This window comes from Lacibacter cauensis, from assembly GCF_007830055.1.
In the GTDB taxonomy this organism is placed as follows: domain Bacteria; phylum Bacteroidota; class Bacteroidia; order Chitinophagales; family Chitinophagaceae; genus Lacibacter; species Lacibacter cauensis.
Map to the genome: position 1 here is coordinate 252,857 of NZ_VLLE01000005.1, position 19,163 is coordinate 272,019.

Below are 19,163 nucleotides of genomic sequence, written 5' to 3' on the forward strand. Positions count from 1 at the left end.
CGAAATTATTGAGATATGAAGAAGATTATTTTTTTACTCGCTTTACTTACAGGTTTACAGGCCTGCAAAAAGCAAAACTCTTTCCTCGATGGCCAGGCGATTACGTTGGATGAAAACATGGTGTTTTCTGACAGTATCCGCACCATGGCTTTCTTAACCGGCATCTATTCCGATATTGCTTTCAGTTTTAATAAAGGCCGTTGGGATTCGCATGGTAATACCGAGCAAGCCACCGACGATGCAGAGTACACACTTTCAGGTGTTGCACAAATTGCAGTAATCTTATACAACGGTTCTATTTCCCCAACAACTTACGATTCGAGAAGTATTGTGGGCGATTTCTGGAACACACCTTATACCAATATCCGCAGGGTAAACCTGTTACTCTCTAAACTTCCAAGTACTCCGCTTTCTGCAAGTTTGCAGGAGCGTGTAAAAGGAGAGGCGTTGTTTTTACGTGCTTGGTATTACACGCAATTGTTAATTGCTTATGGTGGTGTGCCTGTTGTGGGCGATAAAGTATTTGGTAAGGATGATTTGATTAACCTGCCAAGAGAAACATTTGCAAACACAGTTAAATCTATTGTGGACGATCTTGACAAGGCAGCAGCTTTGTTGCCTGTAACCTACCCGAACGACATTGATTATGGACGGGTAACAAAAGGGGCTTGCCAGGCATTGAAGTCGAGAGCATTGCTTTATGCTGCAAGCCCTTTATTTAATGGCGGATGTATTATTCCCGGTCACCCGGCAGAAGCATTGGTGAGCTATCCTACAGCAAGTGCAAGTTACTGGCAGGCTGCAGCCGATGCGGCGAATGCCGTGATCAGCAGCGGTACGTATTCGTTAATGGTAGATAACACAACAAAGCCAGGCTATGGTTTTTACAATGTGTTTTTGCAGCGTGTAAATCCTGAATACATTTTTGGCTACTACCGTGCACCCAACCGGGATTTTGAAGGTTATTACAATCCACGCACAAGAGGCGGTAGCTCTAACCGTTCGTTGCCAACGCAGGATCTTGTTGACTGTTTCCCTATGAAAAATGGGTTGCAACCATTGAATGCCGATGGCTCAATTAATGCCGCATCGGGCTATAGTGCAACCAATCCTTATTCGAACCGTGACCCCCGTTTTAATTATTCCATTATCTATAACGGATCGAGTTACTTTAATGCAACAGGTGGTCTTTCTCCTGTGTACACATTTGTAAACGGTACGGGAACTATTCCTGCACCTACAGCAACGCAGGATGCATTTGATGTGGGTACAACTACCGGTTACTTCAGCCGTAAAATGTGCGATTCGATGATCAGTGCCAACAGCAGTGCAAACACAAACCGTGCATGGCCGTTGATCCGTTATGCAGAAATTTTGCTGAACTATGCTGAAGCAATTAATGAAGCCGGACAAACTGCATTGGCATATCCCAAGCTTATTGAATTGCGCCAGCGTGCAGGTATTGATCCCGGCGCCAACAACATGTATGGCTTAAAAGAAAATATGACAAAGGAAGAAATGCGGGCTGTGGTACGTAACGAGCGCCGTATTGAACTGGCATTTGAAGATCATCGCTGGCACGATATCCGTCGCTGGAAAATTGCTATGGTAACAAATAACCAGTACAACAAGGTGATGAAGATTACCAAAAATTCGAACAGTACGTATACATATGAGCGGAGAGAATCGATCCGTCGTCATAACTTCCGTCCTGAAATGTACCTGATGCCGATACCAAGTACAGAGATTAATAAGATGCCTGCCTTGGTACAAAACCCAGGCTGGTAAAAAACAGAAAGATGAAGTTTTCAAATTACCTGCTCTTGTTGTTTGCTTTTCAACTGCAAAGCTTTTCTGTAGTTGCACAGGCCACTGTGCAGCATGCAAAGCTGGTGAATGTGGGCGAAGGCTGGGCAGGTAATTCTGTTAATACCGTGGTGTTTCGTAAAAACTCGTTGGTAACACACAACGATGTTCAGTTCATTAGTTACTACGATGCAGATGGGTTTGTGGTGTTGGGTAAACGAAAGTTGAATGAACAAAATTGGCAATTGAAACGCACTGCTTACAAAGGCAATATCAAAGATGCGCACAACAGCATCAGTATTGCAGTTGATGGCAAAGGTTATTTACACATGGCGTGGGATCATCACAATCATCCGTTACGTTATGTAAAAAGTAAAGAGCCCTTATCGTTGGAATTAACCGATAAGATGCCGATGATTGGCAAGGATGAAAGCAAGCTGAGTTATCCTGAGTTTTATCATTTGCCCAATGGCGATCTGTTATTCTTTTATCGTGATGGCGGATCGGGCAATGGTAATTTGGTGATGAACAGATATGACGTTGCTACACAACAATGGAGTCGCATGCAGACAAACTTAATTGATGGCGAAGGTAAACGCAATGCATACTGGCAGGCTTGTGTTGATGCAAGAGGAATCATTCATGTGTCGTGGGTGTGGAGAGAAAGTCCGGATGTAGCCAGCAATCATGATATGAGTTATGCGCTGTCGAAAGATGGTGGACGCAGCTGGCAAAAATCTACAGGCGAAGTGTATCAATTGCCGATACGCATGGCTACAGCAGAAGTTGTTTGTACTATTCTGCAAAGCAGCGAACTCATCAATCAAACATCCATGACAACCGATGCAGATGGTAATGCGGTAATTGCGAGCTACTGGAAAGGAAAGAACAATGTACCGCAGTATAAAATCATCAGCAGAACAACGAAAGGTTGGAACGTAACTGATCTTGGTTTTCGTACAACCAATTTTAGTTTAAGTGGAGCAGGTACCAAACAAATACCTATATCAAGGCCGCAGGTATTATGTACCAGCAGCGGAAAGAAAAAACAGATCATGCTGGTTTTTCGTGATGCGGAAAGAGGCAATAAGGTTTCCATTGCGTGCGGAACAGTACAGCAAAAAACAAACTGGAATATTATCGATCTCACAACAGATGGAGTGGGAGCATGGGAGCCAACGTACGATACCGAGTTGTGGAAAGCAAAGCAACAACTGCATTTGTTTGTACAAAACGTTACACAGGCCGATGCTGAAGGCGTGGTAAATACAAAGCCTCAAATGGTACAGGTGTTGGAATGGCGTTTTAAAAAGTAAATCAACTGAATGTACAAAGCATTTCATAAATGGAACTGGATGGTTGTTGCTTTAGCGTTGCTGATCAGCTCCTGCAGTTCATCAAAGCAAACAGCAAAAACTGTTTCGAAAGAAGCCGTTTTAAACATCATTGATCAAGCCAATACCTATTGGCAAACAACCAATCCCGTACATGGTCGTGCGTTTTGGGATAATGCTGCTTACCATACCGGTAATATGGAAGCGTATGCATTAACAAGGAAAGAATCCTACAAAAATTATTCAGAAGCATGGGCCATCCGAAACGAATGGAAAGGTGCGAAAAGTAATAATAAAGCCGAATGGAAATTTAACTACGGCGAGAAAGATGAGTATGTGTTGTTTGGCGATTGGCAAATTTGTTTTCAAACCTATATCGATTTGTACAACCTGCAACCAAACGAACAAAAAATTGCACGAGCAAAAGAAGTGATGGGTTACCAGGTAAATACAACTGAAAATAAATACTGGTGGTGGGCCGATGGTTTGTACATGGTAATGCCGGTAATGACGAAGATGTATAAACTTACCGGTGATAAAATTTATCTCGACAAACTTTACGAATACTATACCTACGCCAACAGCATTATGTACGATGCAGAAGAAAAGATCTATTACCGTGATGCGAAATATGTTTATCCCAAACATAAAACTGCCAGTGGTAAAAAAGATTTCTGGGCACGTGGCAACGGTTGGGTATTTGCAGGTTTAGCGAAAGTATTGCAGGACTTGCCAAAAGATGATGCGCATTACAAGGAATACGTTGAGAAATTCAAAGGCATGGCTGCGACTTTAAAAAAATACCAGCAGGCAGAAGGCCATTGGACAAGAAGCCTGCTGGATACAGCACAGTCGCCGGGTTACGAAACAAGCGGCACTGCATTTTTTACCTATGCGTATTTATGGGGCATCAACAATGGTTATTTAGAGAAAGCAACGTGTCAAACAACCGCATTAAAAGGCTGGAACTATTTGCAGACAATTGCACTGCAGCCCGATGGTAAAATTGGTTATGTACAACCGATAGGTGAGCGTGCAATTCCAGGGCAGGTAGTGGATAAAAATTCTACAGCAAATTTTGGTGTAGGTGCATTTCTGTTGGCCGCCTGCGAAATGGTTCGCTTCATTGAAACAAAATAAGAAAAAGGCAATTCCATATCAGCAGTTATAAAATAACCGGCTGTTTCTACAGCCGGTTTCTAAAACAAAAAAAGTATTAAATCGAAAATATGTTCAGCAAAGTAGTTCGTCTATGTACCGCAGCATTGCTGCTTGTAAACTATACAGCTTTTTCGCAGGTTAAAAACGATTGGGAAAATCCGCAGTTGATTGATGTAAATAAAGAAGCTCCGCATGCGTCGTTTATGTTATTCGATGCACAGAAAGATGTTATTGCAGATGATTACAGTAAGTCGTCATTTTATCAATCGCTCAACGGCACATGGAAGTTTACTTATGTAGATAAGCAAGCCGACCGCATCAAAGATTTTTACCGTACCGATCTCAATATAGCAGCATGGAAAGATATTGCTGTTCCTTCTAACTGGGAGTTGCAGGGTTTTGGCACACCCATCTATACCAATATTACTTATCCCTATCCGAAAAATCCTCCATTTGTTGGCGATAATAATCCGGTGGGTACTTACCGAAAAGAGTTTACTGTTACAGATAACTGGAGCGATAAAGAAGTGATCCTGCATTTCGGTTCAATTACAGGTTGTGCGTTTGTATATGTGAACGGACAAAAAGTAGGTATGACCAAAGCATCGAAAACTGCTGCAGAATTTAATATCACAAGGTACTTACAGAAAGGAAAAAATCTTCTGGCAGTACAGGTGTTTCGCTGGCATGACGGCAGTTATCTGGAAGACCAGGATTTCTGGCGTTTAAGTGGTATTGAACGGGATGTGTTTTTGTTTGCAATGCCCAAAGCAACGGTATGGGATTTTTTCCTGAAGGCAGATCTTGATACACAATACAAAAACGGTTTGTTTGCAGCAGATGTAAATGTTCGCCAGTTTGCGGGGAACAATCAAAATAATGGAACGCTCACGGTAGAGTTGTTTGATGCAGCAGGTAAGAAAGTGTTTTCACAAAAGAAAGACTATGTGCTGGGTAAAGACAGTGTGCAGAACGTTTCGTTTGCTGGAACAGTTAAGAATGTATTGAAATGGAGTGGCGAAACGCCGAATCTTTATAATTGTGTTATTACCAATGTTACAGGTAAAGGCATTGTAACAGTAACGCATACAGGTTCCAGAGTTGGTTTTCGTAAAGTGGAAATCAAAAACGCACAACTGATGGTGAATGGTGTTGCTATTGAAGTACATGGTGTAAACAGGCACGAGCATGATGATGTTACAGGTCATACAACTTCAAAGGAACTGATGCTGAAAGATATTCAGCTGATGAAACAGTTTAATGTGAATGCTGTTCGTTTGTCGCATTATCCAAATGATCCGCTTTGGTATAAGTTGTGCGATGAGTATGGTTTGTATTTAGTAGACGAAGCAAATATTGAAACACACGGTATGGGTGCAGAATGGCAAGGTGGTTTCGATAAATCAAAACATCCTGCGTATTTACCCGAATGGGCTGCAGCACATTTAGATCGTATGAAGCGTATGGTAGAGCGTGATAAGAACCACGCATCCATCATTATCTGGAGTTTGGGTAATGAGTGTGGTAACGGGCAAGTGTTTCATGACGGTTATAAATGGATCAAGGAAAGAGATAAGAGCCGTCCTGTACAATTTGAGCAGGCAGGCGAAGATTGGAATACAGATATTGTTTGCCCCATGTATCCGAGAGTAAACGACATGAAACGCTATGCGGAAAACAAAACAAAAACCCGCCCATACATCATGTGCGAATATTCGCATGCAATGGGCAACAGCAATGGCAACTTCCAGGAGTATTTTGATATTATTCGCAACAGTCCGCATATGCAGGGAGGTTTTATCTGGGATTGGGTAGACCAAGGTTTTAAACAAACAGATAAAAGCGGCAATGTGTTTTGGGGTTATGGAGGTGATCTCGGCAGTTACAATTGGCTGAACGATGAGAACTTCTGCTCCAATGGTTTAATTGCTGCAAATCGTACACCTCATCCCGGTTTGTACGAAGTGAAAAAAGTTTACCAGGATATTTTGTTTAGTGCAAAAGATATAAAAACCGGCATTGTAACAATCTATAATGGATTCAACTTTACCAATCTCAATCAATATAATTTCAATTGGACCTTACTTAAAAATGGCGAAGTAATACATACCGGTGAGTTTACAACCAATGCAGCACCAAAAACAAAAGTTGATGTGCAGTTGCAGTTGCCGCAGGATAAAATGAAAGACCAAGCAGAGTATTTTGTCAATGTTTTTGCAACAATTGCTAAAGCAAGCGAAACAGTGATGTTGCCGCTTGGTCATGAAATTGCACGTGAGCAGTTTAAGCTCAACGGCGATTATTTTACAAACAGGAAAGCTGTAACCGGCGACTTGCAAATTAAAAAAGATGAAGGAAAATTGTCGTTTACATCGGGTGCAGTTAGTGGTGAAGTTGATTTGAAAACCGGTGTGGTAAAAAATTATCGGATGAAAGATGGTATGCAGTTAAACCGCTTTCCAGAGCCTTATTTCTGGCGTGCGCCAACCGATAATGATTTCGGCAATGGTATGCCGGCCAATCTGGGTATCTGGCGTTCTGCCCATCAAACAAAGAAAATAAAATCAATTGTTGCAGGTGAACAAACAGCCGACGGCATTGCTGTAAAAGTGGAGTATGAGTTAACGGGTATTGCCGTGCCGTACAGCGTGGAATATTTTATACAAAACGATGGCAGCATTAAAGTAACAGCCAGTATGGATATGACCGGCAGAGATTTGCCTGAACTGCCACGCTTTGGTATGCGTACGCAACTGCCGCCTGTTTATGATCAAGTGCAGTATTACGGACGTGGGCCATGGGAAAATTACAGCGATCGTAAAACATCTTCTTTCATTGGGAATTATAGTAGTGATGTGAAAAGTCAATTCACCGCAAACTACATCCGACCGCAGGAGAATGGGTATAAGACAGATGTACGTTGGGTATCGCTTACCAATACAAATGGAAAAGGATTGCAGATTGAAGGTTTGCAGCCGATCTGTTTCAGTGCGTTGCCTTATGCAACTGAGAGTATGGATCCCGGTATGACGAAAAAACAACAGCATCCAAGTGATCTGCGTCCCGACAGAAATGTTTACCTCAATATCGATCTGAATCAACGTGGTGTTGGTGGCGATGACAGCTGGGGAGCTTTGCCACACAATCAATATCGTTTACTCGATAAGAAATACAGCTATAGTTATATCATTCGTTTGTTGAATTAGTTTTAGTACATCTATGCGGAATTTGTGTCCTTTATGTATGCTCTGTGTGTTCAAATTGCAGGGATGCATAAAGGACATGAAGTTAAAAGCAACTTATCAATCTTTTTTCCATCATGAGTATTCGTTATTGCATCTACACTTGTTTTATGCTTTTTGTTGCTGCATGCAACAGGCATAAGCCGGTAAAAACAAAACAAACAACCGTTACGCCAGATGGTTATACATTAGTGTGGGCCGATGAGTTTAATAACAAGGGTAAACCTGATACGACCAACTGGAAATATGAATATGGATTTGTACGTAATGAAGAGTTACAATGGTATCAGCCGGAAAATGCGTTTTGTGAAAATGGTTTGCTGGTGATTGAAGCAAGAAAAGAAAACAAACCGAATCCACGTTACCAGGAAGGTTCAAACGACTGGAGAAGAAAACGGAAAACGATCGATTATACTTCTTCCTGTTTGATTACCGCAGGTAAGCAGCAGTGGTTATATGGTCGTTTCGAACTACGTGCACGAATTGATATACGGAGCGGTTTATGGCCGGCCTGGTGGACACTGGGCGTAAGCAAGCCATGGCCGGGCAATGGGGAAATTGATATTATGGAATACTATCGTGGAAAATTATTGGCCAATATTGCCTGCCTTGGCAGTAACCGCAAAGTGGAGTGGTACAGCAATACATTCAATACCGATTCGTTGGGCGGAAAGAAATGGGCCGATGCATTTCATGTGTGGCGCATGGATTGGACGGAGGATTACATTGCTTTGTTTTGCGATGAGCAGTTGTTGAATAAAGTAAATGTTGATGCATTGGTAAATAAAGACGGCAGTAATTTTAATCCCTTCAGGCAACCACATTACATGCTGCTCAATCTTGCTTTGGGAGGAATGAATGGCGGCGATCCTTCATCAACGCCATTTCCTAACAGGTTTGAAGTAGATTATGTAAGGGTGTATCAGAAAAAATAGAATTTAATAAATCATCTTCCACCTCCGTTTGTTTCATCACGAATTGGGAAAGGAAGATGGTTCGTGATGAAACGAACCATGAAAAAGAAAAAATAGTAAACAACGATGACTGTTAACCATAAGCAAGGATTATTCTTACTCTTTATTGCAGTAAGTTCATTTGTAACCGCACAAACAAAAAAGGCGACTTTCAAAGAAAATTATACAGCCTACCTGTTTGCCTATTTTACAGGCAATGCAAAAGCCGAAGAGCAGATCTGTTTTGCCATCAGCAAAGATGGTTACAACTATCGAGCATTGAACAGTGGTAAACCCGTTGTTCAATCAGCCGCCATCAGCGAAACAGGTGGCGTACGTGATCCGCACATATTGCGTGGTGCCGATGGTAAAACATTTTACATGGTGGTAACCGACATGGTTTCTGCCAATGGCTGGAGTTCGAACCGTGCAATGGTATTACTTAAATCAACTGATCTCATCAACTGGACTTCTTCGGTTGTCAATATTCAAAAGCGATTTGCTGGACAGGATAGTTTACTGCGTGTATGGGCGCCGCAAACCATTTATGATGCGGCTGCAAAAAAATACATGATCTATTTTTCGATGAAGCATGGCAACCAGCCCGATAAAATTTATTACGCTTATGCCAATAAAGATTTTACAGATCTGGAGGCAGAACCGAAACAACTGTTTTACAGTCCGGATAATGCAGCCTGCATTGATGGCGATATTGCAGAGAAGGATGGCAAGTATTATTTGTTCTTTAAAACAGAAGACCGTCACCCGGGAATTAAAATTGCAATATCGGATAAACTTACCGGCGGCTATCAGATGCAAAGCCATGATTATGTGCAGCAAACCAAAAGTCCGGTTGAAGGTGCAGGCACATTTAAATTGAATGATGGCAGTGGTTATATTCTGATGTATGATATGTATACCAGCGGCAAGTATCAGTTCACTAAAACAAAAGATTTAAAAACATTTACAGTCGTTGATGAAGAAGTGTCGATGAATTTTCATCCACGTCATGGAACGGTGATGCCCATTACTGCAGCAGAAGCTGAACGTTTGATGAAAAAATGGGGAGCTGCAGAAGATGTGTTGGGCAATGCAACATCCAAACAGATTAAAAAGATCAACACAAGAATTGATACGCTGAATAAAACAGTTTATCTCTCAGTAAAACCAGGTACAAACCTAAAAGCATTCAATCCTGCTTTTCGTTTATTACCTGCAACAACAGTATTGCCTGTAACGCCGCAGAATTTTACAAGAGCAGCTGTGAAGTATGTCGTAAACATAAAAGGGCAACAACCGCAAACATGGAATGTGATTGCAAAAGAAAATCATAACCCTGTGTTGGAAGGTTACTTTGCCGATCCGGATGTGTTGTATTCAGAAAAAACGAAGAAGTATTACGTCTATCCAACCAGCGATGGATTCAATGGATGGTCGGGTACATACTTCAAAGCATTTTCTTCTGCTGATTTGGTTGACTGGAAAGACGAAGGCGTAATTATTGATTTGCTTAAAGATGTAAGCTGGGCAAAACGCAATGCATGGGCGCCCTGCATTATTGAAAAGAAAGTAAACGGTCAGTACAAATACTTTTATTATTTCACCGCAGCACAAAAGATCGGCGTAGCGGTTGCTGATGATCCTGCAGGTCCGTTTACAGATATGGGCAAAGCATTGATCGATAAAAAACCGGAAGGCGTAAGAGGCGGACAGGAAATTGATCCCGAAGTATTCACTGATCCGCAAACAGGAAAAAGTTATTTGTACTGGGGTAATGGCTACATGGCTGTTGCGGAGTTGAATGAGGATATGATTTCACTGAAGCAGGAAACACTTTCAACCATCAAAGTAGACAGAACCTTCCGTGAAGGAACAACGGTTTTTTTTCGTAATGGTATTTATTATTTTTTATGGAGTGAAGATGATACACGCAGCGAAAATTACCGTGTGCGTTACGGCACATCTAATTCGCCAACCGGTCCGATTACTATTGCTGAAAATAACCTAGTGATCGCCAAAGATCCGGCAGCCGGCATCTACGGCACAGGACATAATTCCGTTTTGCAAATTCCCGGTACAGACGAATGGTATATTGTGTATCACCGTTTCAATTACCCGAAAGGAATTACAATGGGTGATGCAGCTGGCTTTAACCGTGAAGTGTGTATTGATAAAATGGAATTCAACCCCGACGGAAGTATTAAACGTGTGATACCTACACATAAAGGGGTGCAGCCTATTAAGTAATTTCAACGTATAAATACAATTGCGCCATGTTCAGATTACTTGCCGGTACATTTTTTTTGCTTTCGCTTCATGGAAATTGTTTTGCGCAGCAGAACAGTTTGCATACATTTTCGCTGCATGATGTGCGTTTGCTCAACAGTCCGTTTAAACAGGCACAGGAAACAGACAAGAAATATATTCTGTCGATGGATGTGGATCGTTTGCTGGCTCCGTTTTTAAAAGAAGCGGGCATTGAAACCAAAGCGATCAGTTATCCTAACTGGGAGAACAGCGGATTGGATGGACATATCGGCGGGCATTATCTTTCTGCTTTGGCCAACATGTATGCCGCAACAGGCGATGCTGAGATCTTACGTCGTTTGAATTACATGATTGATCAGCTGGAGAAATGCCAGCAAAAAGATGCTGATGGTTATGTAGGCGGCATCCCCGGCGGTAAGAAGATGTGGCAGGATGTGGCTGCAGGGAAAATCAACGCAGGTGGTTTTTCGTTGAATGATAAATGGGTGCCGCTGTATAATATTCACAAGCTGTATGCAGGTTTAATTGATGCATACACGATTGCCGGCAATCAAAAAGCAAAAACAATACTGGTTAAATTATCCGATTGGTTTTATACCATTACTTCAAAGCTGAGCGATGAACAACTGCAAACGATTTTACGTAGTGAGCATGGCGGTATGAACGAAGCCTTTGCCGATGTGGCTGCTGTTACCGGCGATAAAAAATATTTAGAGCTGGCAAAGCGTCTTTCACACAAAATTATTTTAAATCCATTGCTGCAACAGAAAGATGCACTCAATGGTTTGCATGCCAATACACAAATACCAAAGGTGATCGGCTTTGTGCGTATTGCATCACTCGGTGGCGACAGCAGCTGGGCCAACGCAGCAGACTTTTTCTGGAATACAGTAACGAAGCACAGGACAATTTCAATCGGTGGTAACAGTGTGCGGGAACATTTTCATCCGGCCAATGATTTCTCTTCGATGATTGATACAAAGGAAGGTCCTGAAACCTGTAACAGTTACAACATGCTTAAATTATCGAAGCAATTGTTTTTGGCACATCCCTCAGCTGCCTACATGGATTATTACGAACGTACCCTGTACAATCATATTCTTTCGTCGCAACATCCGGATGGTGGCTTTGTTTATTTTACACCCATCCGTCCACGGCATTACCGTGTGTATTCGCAATCGCAGATGGGTATGTGGTGTTGTGTGGGTACAGGCATGGAAAATCATGGCAAGTATGGCGAGTTGATTTATGCACATACTGCAAATGATCTGTATGTCAACTTTTTTATTCCGTCCACACTTAACTGGAAAGAAAAAGGATTGCAGGTTGAACAACAAACCACTTTTCCAAATACTGAAACAACAACATTAAAGATTACGATAAAGAAACCGCAGCAGTTTGCAATTCTGTTCCGCTATCCTTCGTGGGTAAAGGATGGTGCGTTGAAAGCGTATGTAAATAAACAAGCCGTGCAGTTGAAGCGCAATGAAAATTCGTATGCATCTGTTACACGTGTTTGGAAAACAGGCGATGTGCTGACGATGCAATTGCCCATGGAAATTAAAGCAGAGTTTTTGCCCGACAGTTCATCGTGGGTATCGTTTGTTCGTGGACCAATTGTATTGGCTGCTGCAACGGATACAACCGGATTAAAGGGATTGAAAGCGGATGACAGTCGCATGGGGCATGTTGCAAACGGCCCATCTTATCCGATAGATGAAGCGCCCATGATTGTAACAGCTGATAAGAAAAACATGACAGCGCTGCAACCTGTAAAGGGGAAAGCATTTACCTACACCGCCGCTTCATTGGTTTATCCGGCGAAGTATAAAGATCTGCAGTTGGTTCCTTTTTATACGATTCACGACAGTCGATATATGTTATACTGGCGTTATGCTACTCCTGCACAATTGGAAACAGTTAAAGAAGAAATACGCAAGAAGGAAGAAGTACGACTGGCATTAGAAAAGATAACGGTTGACCAGGTAGCACCGGGTGAACAGCAACCGGAATCGGATCATAATTTTAAAGGAGAGCAGACAGAAGCCGGTGTACATAAAGACCGTCACTGGCGTACAGCAAGAAAATGGTTCAGCTATGAGTTGAAAAATACCGATGCTGCTGCACGCACATTGCGTATTACTTATTTCGGGCAGGATCGTAACCGGTTGTTTGATATTTATGTGAATGATGTGTTATTGCAAACAGTTGAGCTGAACGGATCAAAAGGCGATCAGTTTTTTGATGTGGATTATCCATTGCCTGCAGAATTGACAAAAGAAAAATTACTTACGGTAAAATTTGCTGCAAAAGAAAAATCAACAGCCGGTGGTATCTATTATGTACGGTTGCTGAAATAAAAAATCATTTAAAAACAGGCAGATGAAAAAGGGATTACTGGCTTTGTTGTTTGTTGTTTCGGTGATGAGTGCGTTTGCACAGCAGCCCGATTCGGTTTTTGTAAAAGGATATACCACCGGCAAGAATGAGAATAAAAACGGACTGCACATTGCTTATAGTTTTGATGGCAAGAACTGGATCAGCATCGGCAATGAATTTTCTTTCTTAAGAAGTGATTATGGTCGATGGGGTTCAAGTAAGAAAATGTTCGATCCCGTGTTGGTAAAGAATAGCACGACTGAGTGGGCCTGTTACTTTTTTACGGAAGCTGAACATAAGGTAGTTGGCATTGCTTATTCAAATGATCTTGTTTTGTGGAAGCCCCAGGATTATTTTTTATATGAAGAAGTAAAGACAAGATTTCCTGTAATTAATAAAGCTTTAAACAGTGCTGCTGTCGTTCATAAACAACCGTGGAGTTTTATACAGGCATTGATCAATCATACCGACCTGGAAGCGTATCGCAATATGCAATACAGTGTAAATGCACAAAGTTTTGCAGAAAAGAATGCTACGCTGAAACCTGTAAATGTTTCATTGTCCGTTAATATGGGCAATAAGAAAAAGATCAGCGATAAACTGGTGGGTGTTTTTTTTGAAGACCTGAATTATGCTGCCGATGGCGGTTTGTATGCCGAGCTGATACAGAACAGGGATTTTGAATATACTTCGAATGACAGAAGAGAATGGAACAGCACCAGCTATTGGAAAAGCAGCAATGGGAATCTAAAGATTGAAAGTACACAGCCTGTTCATAAAAATAATCCACATTATGCAGTACTGCAAAAAGATGAGCAGTTGCAGAATGAAGGGTTTGATGGCATTGCTGTTGCAGCAGGGGAGAAATACAATCTTTCTTTATTTGTACGTTCAGCAAACAAGGGTAGTTTATCGATTGTGTTAATTGACAGTAATGGAACGAAGGTTTCAAACGAAATAACAATTGCTGCGAATACTTCAAACTGGAAACAGTATCTAGCAGTGTTCACAGCAAATACTACGGTTAAACATGCAAGGCTTTCAATCACTGCAAAAAAACAAGAGACTGCTGTTGATGTTGTTTCGCTCTTTCCGCAAAAAACATTCAGGAACAGAAAGAATGGTTTAAGAGCCGATCTGGCACAAGCTATTGCCGATATCAAGCCACGCTTTATGCGTTTCCCCGGTGGTTGCCTGGCGCATGGAAATGGCATTGATAATATTTATCGCTGGAAAAATTCAATTGGCAAACTCGAAGAACGGAAGCCCGATTTTAATTTATGGGGCTATCACCAAACAATGGGACTTGGCTATTACGAATACTTCCAGTTTTGTGAAGATATCGGTGCTGAGCCTTTGCCCGTGCTTGCAGCAGGTGTTCCCTGTCAGAACTCCAGTCATCATCATCAAACAGGCATTGCAGGACAGCAAGGTGGTATTCCGCTCAATGAAATGGATGCGTATATCCAGGATATTCTCGATTTGATCGAATGGGCCAATGCAGATAAAAATACAACATGGGGCAAACTCCGTGCAGCAGCAGGGCATCCGGCACCGTTCAATTTAAAATACATTGGTATCGGTAACGAAGATCTGATATCGGAAGTGTTTAAAGAACGCTTTGCAATGATTTATAAAGCCATCAAAGCAAAATATCCTGCCATAACAGTTATTGGAACAGTAGGGCCTTTTTACGAAGGAAGCGATTACAGTTTTGGCTGGGACTTCGCATCAAAGCTGGAAGTTCCAATGGTGGATGAGCATTATTATGTGCCGCCGGCATGGTTAATCAACAACCAGGATTTCTATGATAAGTATGATCGCAAGAAATCAAAAGTGTATCTCGGTGAATATGCAGCACATGTAAGAGGACGGCCAAACAATATGGAAACTGCATTGGCAGAGGCCTTGTATTTATGCAGTGTGGAGCGTAATGGTGATGTGGTGGAGATGACATCTTATGCACCATTGCTGGCAAAAGAAGGTCATACGCAATGGAATCCGGATATGATCTACTTCAACAACAGTGAAATAAAACTTACGCCGGGTTATGAAGTACAAAAGATGTTTGGCAACAATGCAGGTGAAGAATATATTGAAAGCAGTGTTACTGTTGATCATGGAAATGCAGATGTTCAAAAGCGGATTGCAACATCGGTTGTAAAAGATGCAAAAACAGGTGATTTGATTATTAAACTCGTTAATCTTTTGCCGGTTGAAACAACTGTTGATGTGAAAGATCTGAATCTTAGTAATTACAACATAGCGAAAACAGTCTTACAGGGAAATCCAGATGAGAAGAATGTAAAACCTGTAACCACAACAGATGTTGTGCTCAACAATAAACTGGTTTTGCCAAAATACTCTTTTACTGTTTTAAGAATAAAAGCGAATTGAGCAAACCTAGAAATGTGGGCAGATAGCGAGCTCTGTTTTTACGATCCATCAATTTTTTTGTTGTAATGGAGTGTACTGTTATCTTTGCCTCCCCTTGGGGAATTAGCTCAGTTGGCTAGAGCGCTTGCATGGCATGCAAGAGGCCACCGGTTCGAATCCGGTATTCTCCACAAGCTTTAAGGTTCGCAGTAATGCGGGCCTTTTTCATTTTCTGCCCTTATCTTGCGCTAACGATTGTAATTATTAAATTTTAGCTGTATGGATATTCAGTTCAACAGGAACGAAGACGCAATGAAACTGTCGCTCACCGAAATGCGGAAACGTCTGCATAAGATTTACGAGGGAGGCGGCAAAAAATCCATCGAAAAACAACGGGAACGTAACAAGCTTACAGCACGGGAACGTATCGACTATCTCAGAGATGCCGATAAGCCCTTTATTGAACTGGGTGCTTTTGCCGGGTATGATATGTATGCAGAGCAAGGCGGTTGTCCGGCAGGTGGTACGGTAGCGGGCATCGGTTATGTGAGCGGCCGCCAGTGCATTATTGTTGCCAACGATCAAACGGTAAAAGCAGGCGCCTGGTTTCCCATCAGCGGTAAAAAAAACCTGCGCATGCAGGAAATAGCAATGGAAAATCGTTTGCCGGTGATTTATTTGGTTGACAGTGCCGGCGTATTTCTTCCCATGCAGGATGAAATTTTTCCCGATAAAGAACATTTCGGCCGCATCTTCCGTAACAATGCACGCATGAGTGCCATGGGCATTACACAAATTGCAGCGGTGATGGGGGCTTGTGTTGCAGGAGGTGCTTATCTGCCCATCATGAGCGATGAAACATTGATGGTTGAAGGAAATGGTTCCATCTTTTTAGCTGGGCCTTATTTGGTAAAAGCAGCGATTGGTGAAGATATTGATGCCGAAACATTGGGCGGAGCCGTTACACATACCGAGTTAAGTGGCATTGCCGATTATAAATTCAAAACCGAACAGGAGTGCCTGGATGAAGTAAAGAAGTTGATGAGCAAACTCGGGGAGAAAAAGAAAGCCGGGTTCGATCGTGTGGCACCTAAACCGCCAAAGAAAAATCCGGAAGAGTTGTATGGTTTATTTCCTGCCGATGGGAAGCCATACGATATGCTGGAGATTATTGAACGCATTGTGGATGACAGCGACTTCGATCAGTTCAAGCAAGACTATGGTAAAACCATCCTCTGCGGTTATGCCCGCATTGATGGTTGGGCGGTGGGCATTGTTGCCAATCAACGTACTATTGTAAAGAATAAGAAAAATGAAATGCAGTTGGGCGGTGTAATTTATAACGACAGTGCCGATAAAGCTGCACGTTTTATTCTCAACTGCAATCAAAAGAAAATACCATTGGTGTTTTTGCAGGATGTAACCGGTTTTATGGTGGGCAGTCGCAGCGAACACAGCGGCATTATTAAAGATGGAGCAAAGATGGTGAATGCGGTGGCCAACAGTGTTGTGCCGAAGATTACGATTGTAGTTGGCAATTCGTATGGAGCAGGTAACTATGCGATGTGTGGTAAAGCTTACGATCCACGGTTTATTTACGCATGGCCTACCGCCAAAATTGCGGTGATGGGTGGAGACCAGGCAGCGAAAACATTATTGCAGATACAGGTGGCGGCAATGAAAGCAAAAGGCAAGGAAGTAAGTGCGGAAGAAGAAAAGAAATTGCTGGATGAAATCAAGGGCCGTTACGATGCACAAACAACGCCTTACTACGCTGCTGCACGTTTATGGGTAGACGAAATTATTGATCCCATCGAAACAAGGAAAGTGATTAGTGAAGGTATTGCTGCTGCTAACAATAATCCTGACATGGACGATTTGAGAGTGGGGGTGTTTCAGGTGTAGTTTTTTGTTTTATTTTGTTCATTGAAAAAGTTTTTTTGTAACATCACACCTATGATATCCGATGAAATAATTATTTACACTGATGGGTCAGCACTGGGTAACCCAGGTCGTGGAGGGTATGGTGCAATTTTGATGTTTGGTGAACATAAAAAAGAAATATCAGGTGGATTTCAGCATACCACAAATAATAGGATGGAGTTGATTTCCGTAATCGAGGCGCTCAAGATTTTGAAAAAAGATGGATTGCAAATAACTGTTTACTCAGATAGCCAGTATCTAGTTAAAGCTGTTGAGCAGGGCTGGTTGAATAAATGGATGAAAACAAATTTTAAAGGAGGAAAGAAGAACTCAGATTTGTGGCGTCAGTATTATTCTCTATCAAAAAAACATAACATTAGATTTGTATGGGTTAAGGGACACGCTGAAAATCCCTATAACAATAGATGTGATGAACTTGCTAACCAAGCAGCTAGATTAAAAGATTTGCCTATTGATGAAGGTTATGTTGGAACTGACGAAGATGGCGCATTAAGCGGAACTCTGTTTTGACGTAAAACAAAAGCCCCGAACATTTCGGGGCTTTTTATATTTTTCAGCTTTACGTTAATCGCATCTCGACTGCGCTCAGGACATTATTGTGCTGTTTTCAATTCTTTTGAACTTAACAATGCATGTGCGCCAAAGAACATGGTGCAGAAAAGTATAGTTGCTGCTACACTTCCTCCATAGAACGGAATACCATCAACATAAGTAGTCATTAAACCAGCAAATGTTTTTGGATGGCCATAACCACCGCCGCCAATCCAGACTAAAAAATTGCTGATTAAAAAATATGCAGTTGGTCCGGCTAGTGCACCTGCAAAAATCTGTAACACTTTCTTTTGGTTAATGAAGAAACCAATAAAAGTTAAACCGGCAAATAAAATATAGTTGGTCAGCTGTCCGCCATAAAAACCTTTTATTGAAGATAAGCCTGCACTGTATAAAACCTGGTACAACGCATCGCTGATGAACATGCTGAGGATGGGTAATGCAAATGCATATTTCTTATCCTTGATAACAGAACCTGCAAATAATGCAATGGCAATTTGTGGCGCAAACCCAAACGGGCGGTTAGGGATAATGCGGTACAAGGCAGCAACAACAACAAGAGCTACTAATGAATAAACGAATGTTTTGTTCAACTTCATAAATCGTGATTGAGCGACAAAAATAGCTAAAAACAACTCCCGACCGTTCATTTTTTCAGCGGCTTTTCCCCGATATGTGGATAAGGGGGAAACGATTATTTTAGCACTATGGCCAAACACATCAAAACCGGCGAAGAAGGAGAGGAACTGGCAACAGCCTGGTTGCAGGCACAGGGTTTTGCTATCCTGCATCGGAACTGGAAGCATTCCTATTTTGAACTGGATGTGGTGGCATCAAAAGACGGCGTACTGCATTTTGTGGAAGTAAAAACAAGAACAACCGATACGTTTGGTCACCCGGAAGAAGGAGTAACCGCTAAAAAATTAGAACGGTTAATGCTTGCAGGAGAAGAGTACCTGCAGCAATATCCCAACTGGAAACGGATTCAATACGACATCCTCAGCATTCGCCTGCACAAGTACAAAGCACCGGAGTATTTTTTCCTGGAAGACGTCTCGTAGGGTAGAAGGCTGAAGGTATAAGGTTTAAGGAAGAGCACACACGTGTTGTTTTCATGTATTCCTTCTGCCTTAAACCCTTTACCTTTT

At 41.9% G+C, this 19,163-nt stretch carries 12 protein-coding genes and 1 tRNA gene; 12 read left to right on the forward strand and 1 reads right to left on the reverse strand.

From position 1 onward, the window contains the following. Positions 1-15 precede the first annotated feature (15 nt). The 11 genes from IQ13_RS14775 to rnhA all read left to right on the forward strand — a co-directional run bounded on the left by IQ13_RS14775 (position 16) and on the right by rnhA (position 17,973). Complete coding sequence (locus IQ13_RS14775; protein ID WP_144887163.1) at positions 16-1,788, forward strand: RagB/SusD family nutrient uptake outer membrane protein; 1,773 nt, start codon at positions 16-18, stop codon at positions 1,786-1,788. A gap of 11 nt (positions 1,789-1,799) precedes the next feature. Continuing rightward, entirely contained in the window at positions 1,800-3,122 is a 1,323-nt protein-coding gene (locus IQ13_RS14780; protein ID WP_144887164.1) for a BNR repeat-containing protein, read from the forward strand. Between the two features lie 9 nt (positions 3,123-3,131). Then, positions 3,132-4,280 carry a glycoside hydrolase family 88/105 protein gene (locus IQ13_RS14785; protein WP_199758279.1) on the forward strand — a complete coding sequence of 383 codons (1,149 nt, stop codon included), beginning with the start codon at positions 3,132-3,134 and terminating at the stop codon, positions 4,278-4,280. Between the two features lie 89 nt (positions 4,281-4,369). Further along, complete coding sequence (gene lacZ, locus IQ13_RS14790; RefSeq protein ID WP_144887165.1) at positions 4,370-7,507, forward strand: beta-galactosidase, LacZ type; 3,138 nt, start codon at positions 4,370-4,372, stop codon at positions 7,505-7,507. Positions 7,508-7,620: 113 nt separating this feature from the next. Beyond that, positions 7,621-8,478 (forward strand): glycoside hydrolase family 16 protein, encoded by an 858-nt coding sequence (locus IQ13_RS14795; protein ID WP_144887166.1) that lies wholly within the window; start codon positions 7,621-7,623, stop codon positions 8,476-8,478. Positions 8,479-8,583: 105 nt separating this feature from the next. After that, the gene (locus IQ13_RS14800) at positions 8,584-10,743 is read left to right on the forward strand and encodes a glycoside hydrolase family 43 protein (RefSeq protein ID WP_144887167.1); all 2,160 of its coding nucleotides are present in this window, start codon (positions 8,584-8,586) and stop codon (positions 10,741-10,743) included. Positions 10,744-10,769: 26 nt separating this feature from the next. Then, entirely contained in the window at positions 10,770-13,124 is a 2,355-nt protein-coding gene (locus tag IQ13_RS14805; protein ID WP_144887168.1) for a glycoside hydrolase family 127 protein, read from the forward strand. A 22-nt stretch (positions 13,125-13,146) separates the two neighbouring features. Continuing rightward, entirely contained in the window at positions 13,147-15,540 is a 2,394-nt protein-coding gene (locus IQ13_RS14810; RefSeq protein ID WP_144887169.1) for an alpha-L-arabinofuranosidase family protein, read from the forward strand. A gap of 96 nt (positions 15,541-15,636) precedes the next feature. Beyond that, a tRNA-Ala gene (locus tag IQ13_RS14815) sits at positions 15,637-15,710 on the forward strand. A gap of 88 nt (positions 15,711-15,798) precedes the next feature. Next, complete coding sequence (locus tag IQ13_RS14820; RefSeq protein ID WP_144887170.1) at positions 15,799-17,424, forward strand: acyl-CoA carboxylase subunit beta; 1,626 nt, start codon at positions 15,799-15,801, stop codon at positions 17,422-17,424. 51 nt (positions 17,425-17,475) lie between these two features. After that, on the forward strand, positions 17,476-17,973 hold the full coding sequence (gene rnhA, locus IQ13_RS14825; protein WP_144887171.1) for a ribonuclease HI: 498 nt from the start codon (positions 17,476-17,478) through the stop codon (positions 17,971-17,973). Positions 17,974-18,056: 83 nt separating this feature from the next. Here the strand turns inward: rnhA and IQ13_RS14830 are convergent, their stop codons facing one another. Continuing rightward, positions 18,057-18,614 carry a DUF6580 family putative transport protein gene (locus tag IQ13_RS14830; RefSeq protein ID WP_144887172.1) on the reverse strand — a complete coding sequence of 186 codons (558 nt, stop codon included), beginning with the start codon at positions 18,612-18,614 and terminating at the stop codon, positions 18,057-18,059. Between the two features lie 108 nt (positions 18,615-18,722). Here IQ13_RS14830 and IQ13_RS14835 point away from each other — a divergent pair, with 108 nt between their 5' ends. Then, on the forward strand, positions 18,723-19,076 hold the full coding sequence (locus tag IQ13_RS14835) for a YraN family protein (protein WP_144887173.1): 354 nt from the start codon (positions 18,723-18,725) through the stop codon (positions 19,074-19,076). Positions 19,077-19,163 lie beyond the last annotated feature (87 nt).